The sequence below is a fragment of the Vibrio sp. 1159 genome, from assembly GCF_033340395.1.
Taxonomy (GTDB): Bacteria; Pseudomonadota; Gammaproteobacteria; order Enterobacterales; family Vibrionaceae; genus Vibrio; species Vibrio alginolyticus.
Window position 1 is genome coordinate 36032 of the sequence record NZ_JAWOWL010000030.1, and the last position, 16212, is coordinate 52243.

15 protein-coding genes are annotated in these 16212 nt (G+C 45.8%); 9 read left to right on the top strand and 6 right to left on the bottom strand.

All coding sequences use genetic code 11. The annotated features are described in order from the left end of the window. The first annotated feature begins 31 nt into the window (after positions 1-31). From ribF to ispH, 5 genes are all read left to right on the top strand, one after another. Complete coding sequence (gene ribF / locus R7127_RS19780; RefSeq protein WP_005381933.1) at positions 32-967, top strand: bifunctional riboflavin kinase/FAD synthetase; 936 nt, start codon at positions 32-34, stop codon at positions 965-967. A 64-nt stretch (positions 968-1031) separates the two neighbouring features. Then, the gene (gene ileS, locus R7127_RS19785; protein WP_017821497.1) at positions 1032-3860 is read left to right on the top strand and encodes an isoleucine--tRNA ligase; all 2829 of its coding nucleotides are present in this window, start codon (positions 1032-1034) and stop codon (positions 3858-3860) included. Positions 3861-3933: 73 nt separating this feature from the next. Continuing rightward, positions 3934-4440 (top strand): signal peptidase II, encoded by a 507-nt coding sequence (gene lspA, locus R7127_RS19790; RefSeq protein WP_005385948.1) that lies wholly within the window; start codon positions 3934-3936, stop codon positions 4438-4440. A gap of 144 nt (positions 4441-4584) precedes the next feature. Then, positions 4585-5016 (top strand): FKBP-type peptidyl-prolyl cis-trans isomerase, encoded by a 432-nt coding sequence (fkpB, locus tag R7127_RS19795; protein ID WP_005381922.1) that lies wholly within the window; start codon positions 4585-4587, stop codon positions 5014-5016. Positions 5017-5040: 24 nt separating this feature from the next. Next, complete coding sequence (gene ispH, locus R7127_RS19800; protein WP_017636164.1) at positions 5041-6006, top strand: 4-hydroxy-3-methylbut-2-enyl diphosphate reductase; 966 nt, start codon at positions 5041-5043, stop codon at positions 6004-6006. Positions 6007-6052: 46 nt separating this feature from the next. Here ispH and R7127_RS19805 read toward each other — a convergent pair whose 3' ends face one another. From R7127_RS19805 to R7127_RS19820, 4 genes are all read right to left on the bottom strand, one after another. Further along, positions 6053-6523, bottom strand: coding sequence for a low molecular weight phosphatase family protein (locus tag R7127_RS19805; RefSeq protein ID WP_017821496.1), 471 nt, complete (start codon positions 6521-6523; stop codon positions 6053-6055). Positions 6524-6597: 74 nt separating this feature from the next. Further along, positions 6598-7326 (bottom strand): two-component system response regulator BtsR, encoded by a 729-nt coding sequence (gene btsR / locus R7127_RS19810; protein WP_005381917.1) that lies wholly within the window; start codon positions 7324-7326, stop codon positions 6598-6600. Between the two features lie 31 nt (positions 7327-7357). Then, complete coding sequence (locus R7127_RS19815) at positions 7358-9028, bottom strand: sensor histidine kinase (protein WP_104975869.1); 1671 nt, start codon at positions 9026-9028, stop codon at positions 7358-7360. Positions 9029-9216: 188 nt separating this feature from the next. Next, on the bottom strand, positions 9217-10701 hold the full coding sequence (locus tag R7127_RS19820) for a carbon starvation protein A (protein WP_005381914.1): 1485 nt from the start codon (positions 10699-10701) through the stop codon (positions 9217-9219). A 280-nt stretch (positions 10702-10981) separates the two neighbouring features. Here R7127_RS19820 and R7127_RS19825 point away from each other — a divergent pair, with 280 nt between their 5' ends. Next, positions 10982-11323, top strand: coding sequence for a DUF2799 domain-containing protein (locus R7127_RS19825; protein ID WP_005381912.1), 342 nt, complete (start codon positions 10982-10984; stop codon positions 11321-11323). A gap of 114 nt (positions 11324-11437) precedes the next feature. Beyond that, positions 11438-11710, top strand: coding sequence for a hypothetical protein (locus R7127_RS19830; RefSeq protein ID WP_005381911.1), 273 nt, complete (start codon positions 11438-11440; stop codon positions 11708-11710). A gap of 51 nt (positions 11711-11761) precedes the next feature. Here R7127_RS19830 and murQ read toward each other — a convergent pair whose 3' ends face one another. Both murQ and R7127_RS19840 read right to left on the bottom strand, forming a co-directional pair. Then, positions 11762-12691: an N-acetylmuramic acid 6-phosphate etherase gene (gene murQ, locus R7127_RS19835; RefSeq protein ID WP_318148480.1), complete on the bottom strand. Its 930-nt coding sequence runs from the start codon at positions 12689-12691 to the stop codon at positions 11762-11764. Between the two features lie 36 nt (positions 12692-12727). Next, complete coding sequence (locus R7127_RS19840; RefSeq protein WP_104975870.1) at positions 12728-13840, bottom strand: anhydro-N-acetylmuramic acid kinase; 1113 nt, start codon at positions 13838-13840, stop codon at positions 12728-12730. Between the two features lie 99 nt (positions 13841-13939). Between R7127_RS19840 and nagZ the strand changes: the two genes are divergently transcribed. After that, positions 13940-14923, top strand: coding sequence for a beta-N-acetylhexosaminidase (gene nagZ, locus R7127_RS19845; RefSeq protein WP_104975871.1), 984 nt, complete (start codon positions 13940-13942; stop codon positions 14921-14923). Positions 14924-15130: 207 nt separating this feature from the next. Beyond that, complete coding sequence (locus R7127_RS19850; protein ID WP_005381904.1) at positions 15131-16207, top strand: 3-deoxy-7-phosphoheptulonate synthase; 1077 nt, start codon at positions 15131-15133, stop codon at positions 16205-16207. The last annotated feature ends 5 nt before the right edge of the window (positions 16208-16212 follow it).

Consider the following 16212-nt stretch of genomic DNA (forward strand, 5'->3'; position numbering starts at 1 on the left):
AAAGTAAAACAGAGGCAGAAAGCAGTATCCAATGGAACTGATTAGAGGCATTCACAATATCAACCCGCGACATCATGGTTGTGTGCTGACTATTGGCAATTTCGATGGTGTCCATAAAGGCCATCAACAAGTATTGCAGCAAGTGTCTGAGCAAGCGGACAGGCTATCCTTGCCTTCTGTTGTGATGACCTTTGAACCTCAGCCGATGGAGCTGTTTGCCAAAGACAAGGCACCTGCAAGGTTGACGCGATTACGCGATAAGTTCGTGCAATTGAGTAAGCTCGATATTGACCGCTTACTGTGTGTCAATTTCAATCGCCATTTTGCAAGTTTAACCGCGGAAGAGTTTATCCGTGACTTGTTGGTCGAGCGTTTGGGTGTTAAGTTTCTTGTCGTTGGTGATGATTTCTGCTTTGGCAAAGGCCGTACAGGTAACTTTGCAATGCTGCAGGAAGCAGGGGAAAAATACGGCTTTGATGTCGTAAGTACCCAGAGCTTTTGTTTACAACAATTACGTGTCAGCAGTACGGCTATCCGGCAAGCGCTGGCGCGTGACGATTTGCATTCCGCGCAACAGATGCTGGGAAGAAACTACAGCATCAGCGGTCGTGTTTCTCACGGAAGAAAGCTAGGTCGAACCATTGGGTTCCCTACTGCAAATATTCCTTTGAAACGCTGTGTTTCTCCGGTTTCCGGAGTCTATGTTGTTCAAGCGCTTGGCTTAGGAAATAAGCCAGTTGGTGGTGTTGCTAATATTGGTCAAAGACCAACCGTCAATGGTGTTCGCCAACAGTTAGAAGTGCACTTATTCGACTTTCATGCCAATTTATATGGCAAGCAACTAGAAGTGGAACTTTTGCATAAACTTCGAGATGAGCAAAAGTTTGAGTCGTTTGAAGCACTTAAACAACAAATCGAATTGGATGCTGAAGCAGCAAGGGTGTGGCTGCGTCAGCTTAAGCGTTGAGCGGTTTATTCCACCGTTCAACATAATGTCTAATTTTCGCCCAATATAACGGAATTAAGAATCGATGAGTGAGTATAAAGATACCCTGAACTTACCTGAAACAGGGTTTCCAATGCGCGGCAACCTGGCCAATCGTGAGCCAGAAATGCTTAAGCGTTGGTACAAAGAAGATCTTTACGGTGAAATCCGTAAAGCTAAGAAAGGCAAAAAGTCATTCGTATTGCACGATGGCCCTCCTTACGCAAATGGTGACATTCATATTGGTCACGCACTAAACAAGATTCTTAAAGACATTATTATTAAATCCAAAACACTTTCAGGTTTTGACGCACCTTACATCCCAGGCTGGGACTGCCACGGTCTACCAATCGAATTAATGGTAGAGAAGAAAGTAGGTAAGCCAGGCCAAAAAGTGACAGCAGCGGAATTCCGCGAGAAATGTCGTGAATACGCAGCAGGTCAGGTTGAAGGTCAGAAAGAGAGCTTCAAACGCCTTGGTATCATGGGTGAGTGGGACAAGCCATACCGCACTATGGATTTCGCAACTGAAGCGAACATTATTCGTGCTCTTGGTAAGATCGCAAGCAATGGTCACCTGCTAAAAGGTTTCAAACCTGTTCACTGGTGTACAGACTGTGGTTCTGCTCTTGCTGAAGCGGAAGTAGAATACAAAGATAAAGTATCGCCATCTATCGACGTTCGTTTTAAAGCGGCTGACGAAGCGGCACTGCTATCTAAATTTGAACTGACAGAAGGTCATGAAGGTCACGGTGACGTATCTATCGTTATCTGGACAACAACACCTTGGACACTGCCTGCAAACCGCGCAGTATGTCTACGTGATGATCTAGAGTACGTGCTTATCCAAACAGAAGGCGACAACGCTGAGCGTATCATCGTTGCTGCTGAGCTAGCGAAAGACGTAATGGACCGTGCGGGTATCGAGCACTTCCACAACCTTGGCTTTGCTAAAGGTGCGGACCTAGAGCTTTCTCAATTCCAACACCCATTCTACGATTTCACTGTACCGGCGATCCTTGGTGATCACGTTACGACTGATTCAGGTACTGGTGTTGTTCACACTGCTCCTGGTCACGGTCAAGAAGACTTCGCGGTTGGTAACAAGTACAACCTAGAAGTAGCAAACCCAGTTGGCTCAAACGGTGTTTACCTACCAGATACAGAGCTATTTGCTGGTCAGCACGTATTTAAAGCGAACGATGCAGTAGTAGAAGTACTAAAAGAAAAAGGTGCACTACTACACCACCACGCTTACGAGCACAGCTACCCACACTGTTGGCGTCATAAGACCCCAATCATCTTCCGTGCTACACCTCAATGGTTCGTTTCTATGGACCAAGCTGGCCTACGTGCTAAAGCATTAGAGTCAATCAAGAATGTAGAGTGGATGCCTGAGTGGGGTCAAAGCCGCATCGAAGGTATGATCGAAGGTCGCCCTGAGTGGTGTATCTCTCGTCAACGTACTTGGGGTGTGCCAATTGCTCTGTTTGTTCATAAAGAAACAGCAGAACTTCATCCAAACACGCTAGAGCTGATCGAGAAAGTCGCTAAGCTGGTTGAAGAGAAAGGCATCCAAGCATGGTGGGATGTCGATGCCGCTGAACTACTAGGTGCTGACGCTGACCAATACGAAAAAGTGCTAGATACGCTAGACGTATGGTTCGATTCAGGTGTCACTCACTTCTCTGTTGTTGATGCTCGTGAAGAGTACAACGGCAATAGTGCAGACCTATACCTAGAAGGTTCTGACCAACACCGCGGTTGGTTCCAATCTTCTTTAATTTCATCTATTGCGATGAAAGACGAAGCACCTTACAAACAAGTACTGACACACGGTTTCGTGGTTGACGGTCAGGGTCGTAAGATGTCTAAATCTATCGGTAACGTGGTTGCGCCAAAAGACGTAACCAACAAGCTAGGTGCTGACATTCTTCGTCTATGGGTTGCTTCTACAGACTACACTGGTGAAGTTGCGGTTTCTGATGAAATCCTAAAACGCAGCGCAGATGCGTACCGTCGTATCCGTAACACAGCGCGTTTCTTCCTAGCTAACTTGAGCGGCTTCAACCCTGAAACAGACATCGTTCCTGTTGAAGAGATGGTTGCGCTAGATCGCTGGGCGGTTGGTCGTGCACTAGCAGCACAAGAAGAGATTGTTAAAGCATACGAAGAGTACAACACACACGGTGTAACTCAGCGTCTAATGCAATTCTGTTCAATCGAAATGGGCTCTTTCTACTTAGACGTAATTAAAGACCGTCAGTACACAGCAAAACGTGGCGGCAACGCTCAACGTAGCTGTCAGACTGCACTTTACTACATCGTAGAAGCGCTAGTTCGTTGGATGGCGCCAATCATGTCGTTCACTGCAGATGAAATCTGGAACGAAATGCCAGGTCAACGCGACAAGTTCGTATTCACTGGTGAGTGGTTCGACGGTCTATTCGGTCTTGCTGAAGGTGAAGAGCTGAACAACGAATTCTGGTCTGAGATCCAAGCGGTTCGTGGTGCGGTAAACAAACTTCTAGAAGATGCGCGTAAAGAGAAAACCATTGGTGGTGCACTACAAGCTGAAGTGACTCTATTTGCTGATGACGCACTAGCGGCGAAGATCAACAAACTTGAAGATGAACTGCGCTTTGTTCTACTAACCTCTGCGGCGAAAGTTAAGCCTCTAGGTGAGAAGACGGATGCAGCACAAGCCACAGATATCGAAGGCTTATTTGTTGAAGTAGCAGCAGCTGAAGGCGAGAAGTGTGATCGTTGTTGGCACCACACGCCAGACGTAGGCACAATTGAAGGTCACGAGAAAATCTGTGGTCGTTGTGTGTCTAACGTAGACGGCGAAGGTGAAGTACGTAAATTCGCGTAATTGCCTAGAACGACTGAACTTTTTTTTAAATTAACAGCCCCAGTATTTACTGGGGCTGTTTGTAGGTAAAGTAATGAGTGAAAAAGCACTGACGTTAAAGCAATCTGGAGTTCGCTGGCTGTGGTTAGCAATTCTGGTATTTATTGCAGATATTGGCATCAAATTGGTGGTGATGGACAACATGGGCTACGGATGGGCAAACCGAATTGAGGTGTTGCCATTCTTCAACCTACTTTACGTTCATAACTACGGTGCCGCTTTCAGCTTCTTGAGCGATCAAGCTGGTTGGCAGCGCTGGTTATTTACAGGTATCGCGTTTGTTGTTACGGGTCTTTTGACCTACTGGATGAGTAAGCTTCCAGCAAAAGAAAAATGGAACAACATTGCTTATGCACTGATTATTGGTGGTGCAGTGGGCAACGTGTTTGACCGCGTCGTTCATGGCTTTGTTGTTGATTACCTAGACTTCTTCTGGGGTAACTACCACTGGCCAGCATTCAACCTTGCTGACATGGCGATCTGTATTGGTGCGGCAATGATTATTCTGGATGGCTTCCGTAAAAAAGACGCTGACAAGTAATCTTTTGCGGTATATCGAATAACCCTAAGCGTCGTCCGTTGATTCGAGCGACGCTTTTTATTATGTTGGAGCGCCAATCAGCATATCAATGTATAAAAAGACCAAGCTGACAGCGTAATAACCCAAGAACAAGGAAGCATTAACGTGACAACAATAACCAATGAATCGGTAGTAACCCTTCACTTTACGATTAAAATGAAAGACGGATCGGTTGCAGATAGTACTCATAACATGGGTAAACCAGCGAAATTTGTTATGGGTGATGGCAGCTTGAGTGAAAACTTTGAGCAGTGCTTGATAGGCCTCGAAACAGGCGCACAAAAAGCGATTGAGCTAAAGGCAGAAGACGCGTTTGGTATGCCAAACCCTGATCATATTCACTATATGGATCGCACTAAATTTGTAGGTGATGCAGAAGTGGAAGTTGGTACAATCATGGCCTTCAGTGGCCCTGATGGCATGGAAATCCCGGGCATTATTACAGAGATTGCAGGCGATTCAGTCACTGTGGACTTCAACCATCCTCTAGCGGGACAAGACGTGACTTTCGAAGTTGAAATTTTGTCAGTAGAATAGCGAACCAAATAAAAGATAACTTCCATGAGCAATGAAATGAAAATCCTGTTAGCTAACCCACGTGGTTTCTGTGCTGGTGTTGACCGCGCGATTAGCATCGTAGAGCGTGCGCTAGAGATGTATCAGCCACCGATTTATGTGCGTCATGAAGTGGTGCATAACCGTTTTGTGGTTGAAGGTCTAAAACAGCGTGGTGCTATCTTCGTTGAAGAGCTGCATGAAGTGCCAGACAACAACATTGTGATTTTTTCTGCTCATGGTGTATCGCAGGCGGTTCGTCAGGAAGCCAAGCTGCGTGATTTGACCGTATTTGACGCAACGTGTCCTTTAGTAACCAAAGTGCATATGGAAGTGGCGCGTGCGAGCCGTCGTAATATGGAAGTGGTTCTGATTGGTCACGCAGGTCACCCTGAAGTCGAAGGTACGATGGGGCAATACGCCAGTGAAACCGGTGGTATGTACTTGGTTGAAACTCCAGCCGATGTCGAGAAACTGAAGGCGATTGTGAAAGATCCATCCGATCTTCATTACGTAAGCCAAACGACGCTTTCTGTCGATGAAACTGCCGATGTTATCGAAGAGCTACGCCGCGTGTTCCCAGATATCCAAGGTCCACGTAAAGACGATATCTGTTACGCGACACAAAACCGCCAAGATGCCGTACGTGAATTAGCTGGTGACGTAGATGTGATGGTTGTGGTGGGTTCTAAAAACTCATCAAACTCTACACGTCTTAAAGAGCTAGCTGAAAAGCTAGGGACACCTGGCTACTTAACCGACTGTCCGGAAGATATCAAACCTGAGTGGTTCGAAGGCAAAACAAAGGTCGGCGTGACTGCGGGAGCATCTGCTCCGGAAGAGCTCGTTAATCAGATTCTAGAGCGAATCAAAGAACTCGTCGGTGCCGAAGCGGTTGATGAAGTACTTGGCCGTGAAGAGAATATGTTCTTTGAAGTACCTAAAGAACTGCAAATCAAGCAAGTGGATTAGTCTCCATTTATCGAATATTCAAAAGGCGACCTGTGGGTCGCCTTTTTTACATCTCTCTTAACTCATTTAGGTAATCACGAATTTGGTCTTTTCCTAAACCATCGATAATCATATCAGACATCTTCGTGATTCTTCGCTCAAGCGACTGAGCAACCTTTTCGCAATGTGCGTACATGTCTTCATCAGAACCATCGGTCGGAAAAGCATCAACTTGCCAGTTTACTCGAACACCACCTGCAAGCCACTGAGGAGCGGTTTCTTGATGTAAAGAATCACAGAGAATAATAACGATGTCGGGAAGAAACTGAGTTCGCTCCTCCCATGAATGCGTGTGGATATGCGGAATGGGGAGTTGGTGGTCATCTAAGTATTTTTGCACCAATGGGTGCACCTTGCCTGTGGGATGTGAGCCTCCACTGGTGACACTAAAATCTGCTGGCAGGATATTGGTTGCGATTGACTCCGCGAGGACGCTTCGTCCAGCGTTGTGCTTACATATGAATAATACTTTATACATCGTCGCCTCGTCTTTTCAGAGTGTCCTATTTATACGCTAGCGGAAACTCAGCGATGATGTGTGAAGTTTTTGTGTTAGTGGCTAATGCCGAGCATCTCTTTGAGCACCTTTAAGTAGCGGCGGCTTACTGGTATCTCAAAGCCTGTTTTGGTGATGATTTCCGCTAACCCATTTTCCAGTAACTTGATTTCGCTAATTGCTTTAATACTGACTAAGTATTGACGATGGCAGCGGACTAGAGGGGTTTTCTCTTCCAACGTTTTTAATGTCAGTTGGGTGCTCGCGGTTTGGCTGGTGGAGCGTACATGCACGCCGCTGATATCACTGTAAGCACATTCCACCGTGTCGGTGGCCATGATAACGATGCGGTTGTGTCCGATGCACGGTATCTGATCCAACGTGTCAGGTGTAATAGCAGACAGTTGTTGCGTTAGGGCGGATTGGCTAATGACTTTGTTTAGTCGTTTGACCGTTTTAGTTAACCGGCATGGGTCGACAGGTTTGAGCAAGTAATCAAAGGCATTGTCTTCAAATGCTTGAATCGCATACTGATCATAAGCCGTGACAAAAACCACATAAGGCATGGTTTCTGGATCAAGCATCCCTAGTAATTCAATCCCCGTGACTTGAGGCATTTGGATATCGAGAAACACCACATCAGGCTTGAGTTCATTGATTTTTTTTAGGCCAAGGATTGCGTTTGAGGCATCGCCCACGACCTCAACTTGGCCTGTTTCATCCAGTAACTCTGCTAGCTCTTCACGAGCAAACTGTTCATCATCAATGACGAGTGCGGTTAACATCCAACATTACCTTTATTGCTTCAGCGTGCTTTTATGATTTTGGGGGAATGATAAAGCTCATTTTAGTAAATTGATGTGGCTCGCACGTGATTTTTAGCGCTGCATCACGTCCAAATTGATTAGTGAGACGTTTGTCGACAATTTCTAAACCTAGCCCTGAGTGGTTTTCTTTTGGCGGTTCAAAACTGCCTGCGTTGTCTTCGACGATAATCAAGTGACCTTGTGGGTGTGCTTCGCTGTAGATATGAACTTTACCACCTTCAAGCATGTTTGAAATGCCATGCTTAATGGCATTCTCAACCAAAGGCTGGAGTGTAAAGCTTGGTAATTTGATGTCCAGCAATTCAGGTTGAATATCGATTTCAACCTCTAAGCGGTCCGTAAAACGCGCTTTTTCGATGCTCAAGTACGAGTTCACATGTGCAAGCTCTTCCTTTAACGTCACGGTATTAATGTTCTGCTTTAAATTGCTGCGGAAGAAGTGCGATAGATTTTGGATTAGCTCGCGCGCTTTGTCAGGGTCACGACGAGTAATCGCACTAATAGTATTGAGTGCATTAAACAAAAAGTGTGGATTCACCTGAGCGTGAAGCAATTTTATTTCTGCTTGGGCGAGTAAGGCTTGTTGTTGTTGGTAATCGCCATAAAGGATTTGGCTAGATAGAAGCTGGGCTATTCCTTCCGCCATCGACATGTTGGCCGTCGAGAACAATTTACGCTTCGGTTCATACAGCTTTATGGTACCAATGACCTCTTTCCCTGCACGCAGTGGGATGATCAGCGCAGATCCGAGCTTGCAATCTTTTGCAATGGAGCATTGGTATGGACGCTCCGCGCCATCAAGATAAATGATGTCGTTTTTCTCCATGGAGTCTAATGTGCTTTGCGATGAAATCGGCGTGTTTGGTTTATGGTGATCATCGCCAATGCCCACAAACGCTAAGATTTTTTCTTGGTCAGTAATCGCGACAGCGCCCACTTTGGTTTCTTCGTAAATAATACGCGCGATTTTCTCTGCGTTTTCGGTGTTGAAGCCGTTGCTTAGAATTCCCACTGAGCGATCAGCAATGGTGAGCGCTCGACGCGAAAACGTCGCAGAAAACTTTTCAAAGATTGCTTTTCTGTCTTGCAGGATACTCATGAACAACGCTGCACCAAATGAGTTCGCGATGATCATAGGCGCTGCAATAGCGGACACCAGTTCATAGGCTTGATCAAAAGGTTTCGCGACGGCGAGCAGCAAAATCATTTGCACCACTTCTGCAACAAACGTGACGCTGAATACAACGCTTGGATTAAACAGCAATGCGCCTTTATTTCGCTTGATAAGGTAAACGTGGAGCAAGCCACCAATTACGCCCTCGGCGGTGGTTGAAATTGCACAGGCGAGGTCAGTAAAGCCACCAAGAGAGTATCGATGAATGCCACCAGTAAATCCGACGGCGAAACCTACAACAGGTCCACCAAACAGCCCGCCCATAACTGCGCCGATCGCACGAGTATTGGCAATAGCATCGTTGATGTGCAGACCGAAATAGGTGCCGAGAATACAAAAGCCAGAGAAGAGTACGTAACAAATTAGGCGGTGGCTTAAGCGCGAAGAAATACTCAGCAAAGGTAAGATGATTGGCGTTTTACTTAGCATGTAAGCCAAAACTAAGTACACACACATCTGTTGTAAAAGGGAGATGACCAGTTCCATAATGAACCTAACCTAGAATCAATGTTGTTATTGTATACCTAAGTAACCTCAAGATGCTTGGCTCAGATAGATAAGAACAGCTAAGTAAATGATGCTGTGCTTTCTGAGTCTTAAAGTGACTTGGGTATAAAACAAAAAGAGCCTGCAATTGGCAGGCTCCTATCTTAGTCACTCAGATGTGACGAGTATTACGCTGTTTCTGATACGGCTTGTGGTTTCTCTTCGTCAGCCAGTTCAGTTTCACCTTTACCCTTAGAGGTTTTGATAACGTAACCTGTCACAGCTAGGGCAAACACAATACCTACGATAGTTGATAGTTGCATTGGCAGACCAAAACCTAGCGAGCTGTTGTTTAAGATGAACGTGACACATACCGTGGTCATGAAGATAGCTGGGATAGTGGTAATCCAGTGCAGCTTGTTGTGACGCAGTAGGTAAGCGGACGCAGTCCAAAGCATCATTACCGCTGTTGTTTGGTTTGCAAAACCGAAGTAGCGCCAGATAATGCCGAAGTCTACTTGAGTTAAGATACCGCCGATAACGAACAGTGGAAGTGCCATCAGTAGACGGTTACGTAGCGTTTTTTGTTCCATGTTGAAGTATTCAGCAAGGATCAAGCGGCTTGAACGGAACGCTGTATCGCCAGACGTAATTGGTAGGATAACCACACCCAGGAACGCAAGGATACCACCGAACACACCTAGCAGACCAAATGATGCGCTGTATACCACGTTACCAGGGCCACCGTTTTTCACAGCTTCTGATAGAGCGTCTAGAGAGCCGAAGAAAGACAGAGCGATAGCACACCAAATTAGCGCGATAACACCTTCACCAATCATTGCACCGTAGAATACGAAGCGACCGTTTTTCTCATTTTCCATACAACGCGCCATCAGTGGAGACTGAGTTGCGTGGAAGCCAGAGATAGCGCCACATGCGATAGTGATGAACAATGCAGGCCATAACGGCATGTCATTTGGGTTGAGGTTAGAGAACATGTCCGAAACTTGGAAGTCACCCATTACTGTGTGTTCGCTAGAGAAAGCAACGGCTGTCATTAGACCAACAGACATAAAGATAAGTAGGGCGCCAAACAGTGGGTAGAAACGACCAATGATTTTATCGACAGGAACAATCGTCGCAATGATGTAGTAAGCAAAAATAGCAATAACCATTGTAGTCATGCTTACGCTCAAGCTTGTTTGATCATTGATGAGGTTAGTAATCATGCCAGCAGGGGCTGAAACGAACACTACGCCAACTAGAAGCAATAGGACAATGGCAAAAATATTCATAAAGTGTTTTGCGCCATTACCTAGGTAGCGACCTGTAATGGTAGGTACAGATGCACCGCCGTTACGCACTGAAAGCATGCCTGAGAAGTAATCGTGTACTGCACCAGCAAAAATACAACCGACTACAATCCAAAGCATCGCCGCAGGACCGTATAGTGCCCCCATGATCGGGCCAAAAATTGGACCAACACCTGCGATGTTAAGTAGTTGAACTAGGTAAACTTTCTTTGTTGACATTGGAACGAAGTCAACACCGTCCGATTTGGTGTGAGCTGGCGTTTGGCGTTTTTCATTGATGCCGAAAATCTTCTCGACGAAAGCGCCGTAGATGAAGTATCCGCCGATTAGGGCTGCGACACAGGTTAGAAACCACATCATAGCAATTGTCCTTGGTCTTAGTTGGGTAGGGTAATTTTTTAATCTCAGGATGCATGTTATGCGTCACTTGTGTTAAATGCATTCGGTTAGTAGATGAGTGGTCGAATAGAGCACTGAGTGGTCGATATGCTGCTTGAGCGGTTTTTAAAAATGGCGAAAGGTTGATGACAGTCTTGAGCGGCTGATTTGAGTCATCAGTGGTTAAATCTGCAAGCTCAGCGGCAAGCGCCAATAATTAGTGGTAAGCTTATTTTTGAAAACAATTACTTAAGGAAGAACCATGAAAAAGGTAACGGTAGGTCTGGCACTGGCTTTACTTGCAGGATGCACAGCAACGACAGCAGATCTTGCCAAGTCGGGAGATTGGCATCAGATCGGATATCAAGATGGCATAACCGGACACACATCGCGCACGATGAGCGAGCTTCGTGAGTTGGGTAGTGTTAAGCAAAGTGACTACGACCAAGGTTATTTAGAAGGTTTACGTGAGTACTGTAATCCTGCTTTTGCGTATCAAATGGGGTTATCTGGTCAGTATTACGAAGGGGTTTGTGAAGGTACTGAGCAAGCGCAAAAATTCCGCATGGAATGGCAACGTGGTTGGAATGAATACTCAAATTAATAGTCAATAAAGCCGTTGTTACACTGTCTGCATCACATAAATGTGGCAAAATCTTCCTTATTAAACTATGTTCATATTGCTTGATAGTGAGCACAGAAAAAAAGGAATCACATTATGTCAACGCAAATGGCTGGTGGCTGGAGTCCATTTCATGAACTCACAGCAGAGAATAAAGAAGTATTTGCTAAAGGTATCGAGGGGTTTGTCGGTGTCAAATACTCCCCTTTGGTTGTGGCTACTCAAGTCGTAGCCGGACAAAACTATGCGTTTTTCTGTAATGCAGAAGTTGTCTACCCTGGAGCACAACCATACCCAGCAATGGTTCATATGTTCAGTGACCTTGAAGGTAAAGTCGGTATTACTCACATTGAACGATTGAACTACTAAATTGAGCCATAAAAGGCGCCTGACTTTTAAATAAGTGAGGCGCTTTATTGATTAAGATTGATTAGTTTGCGCGATCACGACTTTTCTTAAATATCCTTGCTTGGCGTTCAGTTGCTCAGTCGCGCTTTCTCTATCCAGCCCGGTTAAAATCATCAAAATCGCTAACTTGGCGTCGTAGTCCGTTTCTTTGAGCGCCGTTTTAGCCTCTTGGTTAGTACAATCTGTTGCTTGCATAACAATACGAGCCGCTCTTGCAACTAGCTTTGCATTCGTCGCTTTCACATCTACCATTAAGTTCTGATAACTTTTGCCTAGGCGAATCATGCTTGCGGTAGTGAGCATGTTCAGTGCGAGTTTTTGTGCCGTCCCTGATTTTAAGCGAGTGGATCCCGTTAACGCTTCAGGTCCAACAACGGGGCTAATCGCAATATCAGCAATATCTGCAATCGGAGAGTCAGGGTTACAAGATAGTGCTACAGTGGTGGCACCAAGCTCGTTCGCATACTCTAAGCCACCAATCACGTAAGGTGTTCGTCCACTTGCCGCAATACCAACGACGACATCGCGTTGTGTTAGTGTATTCTCTTTAAGATCTTGCTCACCCAATGCTGGATCGTCCTCCGCCCCTTCTTTTGCACGGAACATTGCCTCTTTTCCACCGGCAATAATACCAACGACCATCTCTGGATCTGTGCCAAAAGTTGGTGGGCATTCTGAAGCGTCCAAAACGCCAAGTCGACCACTGGTACCCGCACCGATGTAAAACAACCGACCTCCGACCTTAAATGCTTCCGTGATCTTATCAACGGCTTCAGCGATCTCAGGCAACACTTTTTCAACGGCAAGAGGAACGAGTTTGTCCTGTTGGTTGATGCGTTGAACAATATCGAGAGAAGGCAGCAAGTCGATGTCCATGGTGTCTGGGTTTCGCCCTTCAGATACCAGATGGGATAAAGCTGCGATAAGTGCATCGTTCGTCATAATGAATTAAGCCTTTTTGTTTAGGATCTATTGCCCTTAATTTTTTGAATAGAGTACACCCAGTGAAGCGAGACGACTTGCCCCCGTAACTTCCGGTAAGTTGCTAGGGAGGTCGTGAATATGGCGCTGCGCAAGCCAAGCAAACGCCATTGCTTCCATGTAGTCGCCATCAACGCCTTTTTCTGCCGTTGTCGCAACGCTCCATTGTGGCAATAACTTAGCTAGTCGCTGCATCAAAAGTGGGTTTCTTGCTCCACCGCCACAGACCAATAGTTGAGGTGTGATGCCATGAGAAAACTTGTCGACTTCGTTGGCAATGGTAATTGCAGAATACTCGCAAAGTGTACGTTGTACGTCTTCGATTGGTAAATTGTGATGGGCCAGTTGTTGATGCAGCCAGTCAATATTGAACAGTTCTCGTCCGGTACTTTTAGGGGCTGGCATGGCGAGGTAAGCTTCTTTGAGTAATTGAGTCAACAAAGTAGCGTTTACCGTTCCTTTAAGTGCAAATTGTGCATCTTCGTCGAAGCTTTGCCCTTTATGCAGCGCACACCATGCGTCCATCAACATATTGCCCGGGCCTGTGTCATAGCCAATGACTGGTTGTTCTGGATGCAGTACAGAGATATTGGCAATGCCTCCAATGTTAAGCACCACAGTTGTGGAATCCTGCATCGCAAAAATGCTTTTATGGAAAGCAGGGACGAGTGGGGCACCTTGTCCACCTAGCGCCATGTCTTTACGACGAAAATCCGCTACCGTATCAATGCCTGTCTTGACCGCGATAATGTTAGCATCGCCCAATTGAGTGGTAAACGGCAAGTTTCCGGTAGGCTGATGGAACACTGTTTGACCGTGATTACCAATCGCACGAATTTGCTCTGCGACGTAACCAGACTTATTGAGCAGCTGTAACACGGCATCTGCAAATAGGTGGCCGAGCTGGTGGTCAAGTTCACCTATGGTTTTTAAATTTGTTGCTTGACCGGTACAAACAGATAACAGCATGTCTTTTAGCGCTGCGGGCATTGGGTAGTCGTCGTGCGCAATCAGGCGAACATGCTCATCGCTTATTTCAACTAGAGCGGTATCAACGCCATCCATACTCGTTCCAGACATCACACCAATGTACAGTTCGTTAAATTTCATAGCCGATCTCGTCAATTCTTCATTCACTTATTGTAAAGCAAATCTGAAGCGAATAACCTCATCGAATACGAGATATTCAGCCGATTTTGAGGAGAAAACATGGGACCGTTATGGGTTGACGTTGCGGGGTATGAACTGACCGCTGAAGACAAAGAAATCTTGGAGCATCCTACGGTTGGTGGCTTAATTCTATTTGCTCGCAACTATCATGATAGCGAACAGCTTCAAGCACTTACTCAATCCATCCGAAAGGCGGCTAAGCGCCCGTTTTTGATCGGTGTGGATCAAGAAGGCGGCCGAGTGCAGCGCTTTCGTGAAGGTTTCTCATTAATTCCTGCTGCTGATGAGTACGCTAAACATCAAAATGGTGAAGAGCTTGCTCGTATGGGCGGTTGGTTAATGGCAGCAGAGCTGATTGCCCATGATATTGATTTAAGCTTTGCCCCGGTACTTGACCAAGGCCATCAATGTAAAGCGATCGGTAACCGCGCATTCGGTGAAGATGCCGATACCATTCTTCGCTATAGCACTGCATATATGCAGGGAATGAAGAGTGTTGGCATGGCAACGACAGGCAAGCACTTCCCTGGACATGGTGGCGTGATTGCAGACTCACATCTAGAAACACCATACGATGAGCGCAGTGATATTTTTGAACAAGATATGGCGATCTTCAAAGCGCAAATTGATGCCGGTATTTTAGATGCCATGATGCCTGCTCACGTGATTTTCCCACATTATGATGCTCAACCAGCCAGCGGTTCTGAATACTGGTTAAAACAGGTCCTGCGTCAGCAATTGGGTTTTAAAGGTTTGGTTTTTTCGGATGACTTGACCATGGAAGGCGCTGCGATTATGGGCAGCTCAGCCGAGCGAGGTGCTCAAGCATTGAGAGCTGGTTGCGATATGTTGTTAATGTGTAATAAACGAGAAGCGCACGTTGAGGTATTAGACAACTTACCGGTTTCAACCGTGCCACTCGCGGATGGATTACTGAAAAAACAGTCATTTTCTCCAAGCGAACTTAAGCTATCTCAAGAGTGGAAAGCGGCGAGTGAAGCGATGAAACGCTTGACTAGCTAAACCTCTTGTAAAAGATTCAAAACAGCGATGAGAAGCCAAAGTTAATTATACTTTGGCTTTTCATTTGACTGTAAGATTAAGTTTACACTAAATGTTTTTTATTCTGTACGCTTGTTTTTCTTTTTTAGCCTGTTATCTTGTCGTTAAAGCTTAGTTGTCTCACCAAAGGTTTGGTCGGGTGTAAAAATAAATATACAGGTTAGAGTTATGCAGAAAAGTGAGTTGAGCAATATTAATATTATCGAAGAACAGGTTCTTATTACTCCGGAGGAACTAAAAACCAAGCTTCCTTTGAGTGAAAAAGCACGTCGCTTTATTCAAGAGTCTCGTCAAACTATCGCTAATATTATTCACAAGAAGGATCACCGCCTGCTTGTTGTATGCGGTCCATGTTCTATCCACGACGTAGAAGCGGCGAAGGATTACGCAAAGCGACTTAAAGCACTCTCTGAACAACTAAGTGACCAACTGTATATTGTTATGCGTGTTTACTTTGAGAAGCCGCGCACCACGGTCGGCTGGAAAGGCCTGATCAATGACCCACACCTAGACGGCAGTTTCGATATTGAACACGGTCTGCATGTTGGACGCGAACTTCTGGTGGAGTTGGCAGAGATGGAAATCCCGCTCGCGACTGAGGCTCTAGACCCAATTAGCCCACAATACTTGGCGGATACTTTTAGCTGGGCAGCCATCGGTGCTCGTACGACGGAGTCACAAACTCACCGTGAAATGGCAAGCGGCCTGTCTATGCCAATCGGTTTTAAGAATGGCACCGATGGCAGTTTGGCAACCGCAATTAACGCGATGCAAGCTGCGTCCTCTAGCCACCGTTTTATGGGAATTAACCGTGAGGGACAAGTCGCACTGTTGACCACCCAGGGCAATGCTAATGGACATGTGATCTTACGTGGCGGCAAGCAAACTAACTACGATTCGGTATCAGTCACTGAGTGTGAGCAAGAGATGGCGAAATCTGGTCTTGATGCTTCATTAATGGTGGATTGCAGTCACGCCAACTCACGTAAAGATTACCGTCGCCAGCCATTAGTCGCGGAGGATGTGATTCATCAAATCCGTGAAGGCAATAAATCTATTATCGGTCTTATGATTGAAAGCCATATCAATGAAGGAAATCAATCTTCTGACTTAGCTCTTGAAGAGATGAAATACGGTGTATCTATCACTGACGCATGTATCAATTGGGATTCAACTGAGGCACTATTACGTCATGCACATGAAGAGCTAGTGCCTTTCTTAGAAAATCGTCTAAAGGCTAATTAATACAG

Coding starts and splice junctions, on each gene's coding strand:
- ribF (WP_005381933.1), top strand. CDS start 32: ATGGAACTGATTAGAGGCATTCACAATATCAACCCGCGACATCATGGT.
- ileS (WP_017821497.1), top strand. CDS start 1,032: ATGAGTGAGTATAAAGATACCCTGAACTTACCTGAAACAGGGTTTCCA.
- lspA (WP_005385948.1), top strand. CDS start 3,934: ATGAGTGAAAAAGCACTGACGTTAAAGCAATCTGGAGTTCGCTGGCTG.
- ispH (WP_017636164.1), top strand. CDS start 5,041: ATGAGCAATGAAATGAAAATCCTGTTAGCTAACCCACGTGGTTTCTGT.
- R7127_RS19805 (WP_017821496.1), bottom strand. CDS start 6,523: ATGTATAAAGTATTATTCATATGTAAGCACAACGCTGGACGAAGCGTC.
- btsR (WP_005381917.1), bottom strand. CDS start 7,326: ATGTTAACCGCACTCGTCATTGATGATGAACAGTTTGCTCGTGAAGAG.
- R7127_RS19815 (WP_104975869.1), bottom strand. CDS start 9,028: ATGGAACTGGTCATCTCCCTTTTACAACAGATGTGTGTGTACTTAGTT.
- R7127_RS19820 (WP_005381914.1), bottom strand. CDS start 10,701: ATGATGTGGTTTCTAACCTGTGTCGCAGCCCTAATCGGCGGATACTTC.
- R7127_RS19825 (WP_005381912.1), top strand. CDS start 10,982: ATGAAAAAGGTAACGGTAGGTCTGGCACTGGCTTTACTTGCAGGATGC.
- R7127_RS19830 (WP_005381911.1), top strand. CDS start 11,438: ATGTCAACGCAAATGGCTGGTGGCTGGAGTCCATTTCATGAACTCACA.
- murQ (WP_318148480.1), bottom strand. CDS start 12,691: ATGACGAACGATGCACTTATCGCAGCTTTATCCCATCTGGTATCTGAA.
- R7127_RS19840 (WP_104975870.1), bottom strand. CDS start 13,840: ATGAAATTTAACGAACTGTACATTGGTGTGATGTCTGGAACGAGTATG.
- nagZ (WP_104975871.1), top strand. CDS start 13,940: ATGGGACCGTTATGGGTTGACGTTGCGGGGTATGAACTGACCGCTGAA.
- R7127_RS19850 (WP_005381904.1), top strand. CDS start 15,131: ATGCAGAAAAGTGAGTTGAGCAATATTAATATTATCGAAGAACAGGTT.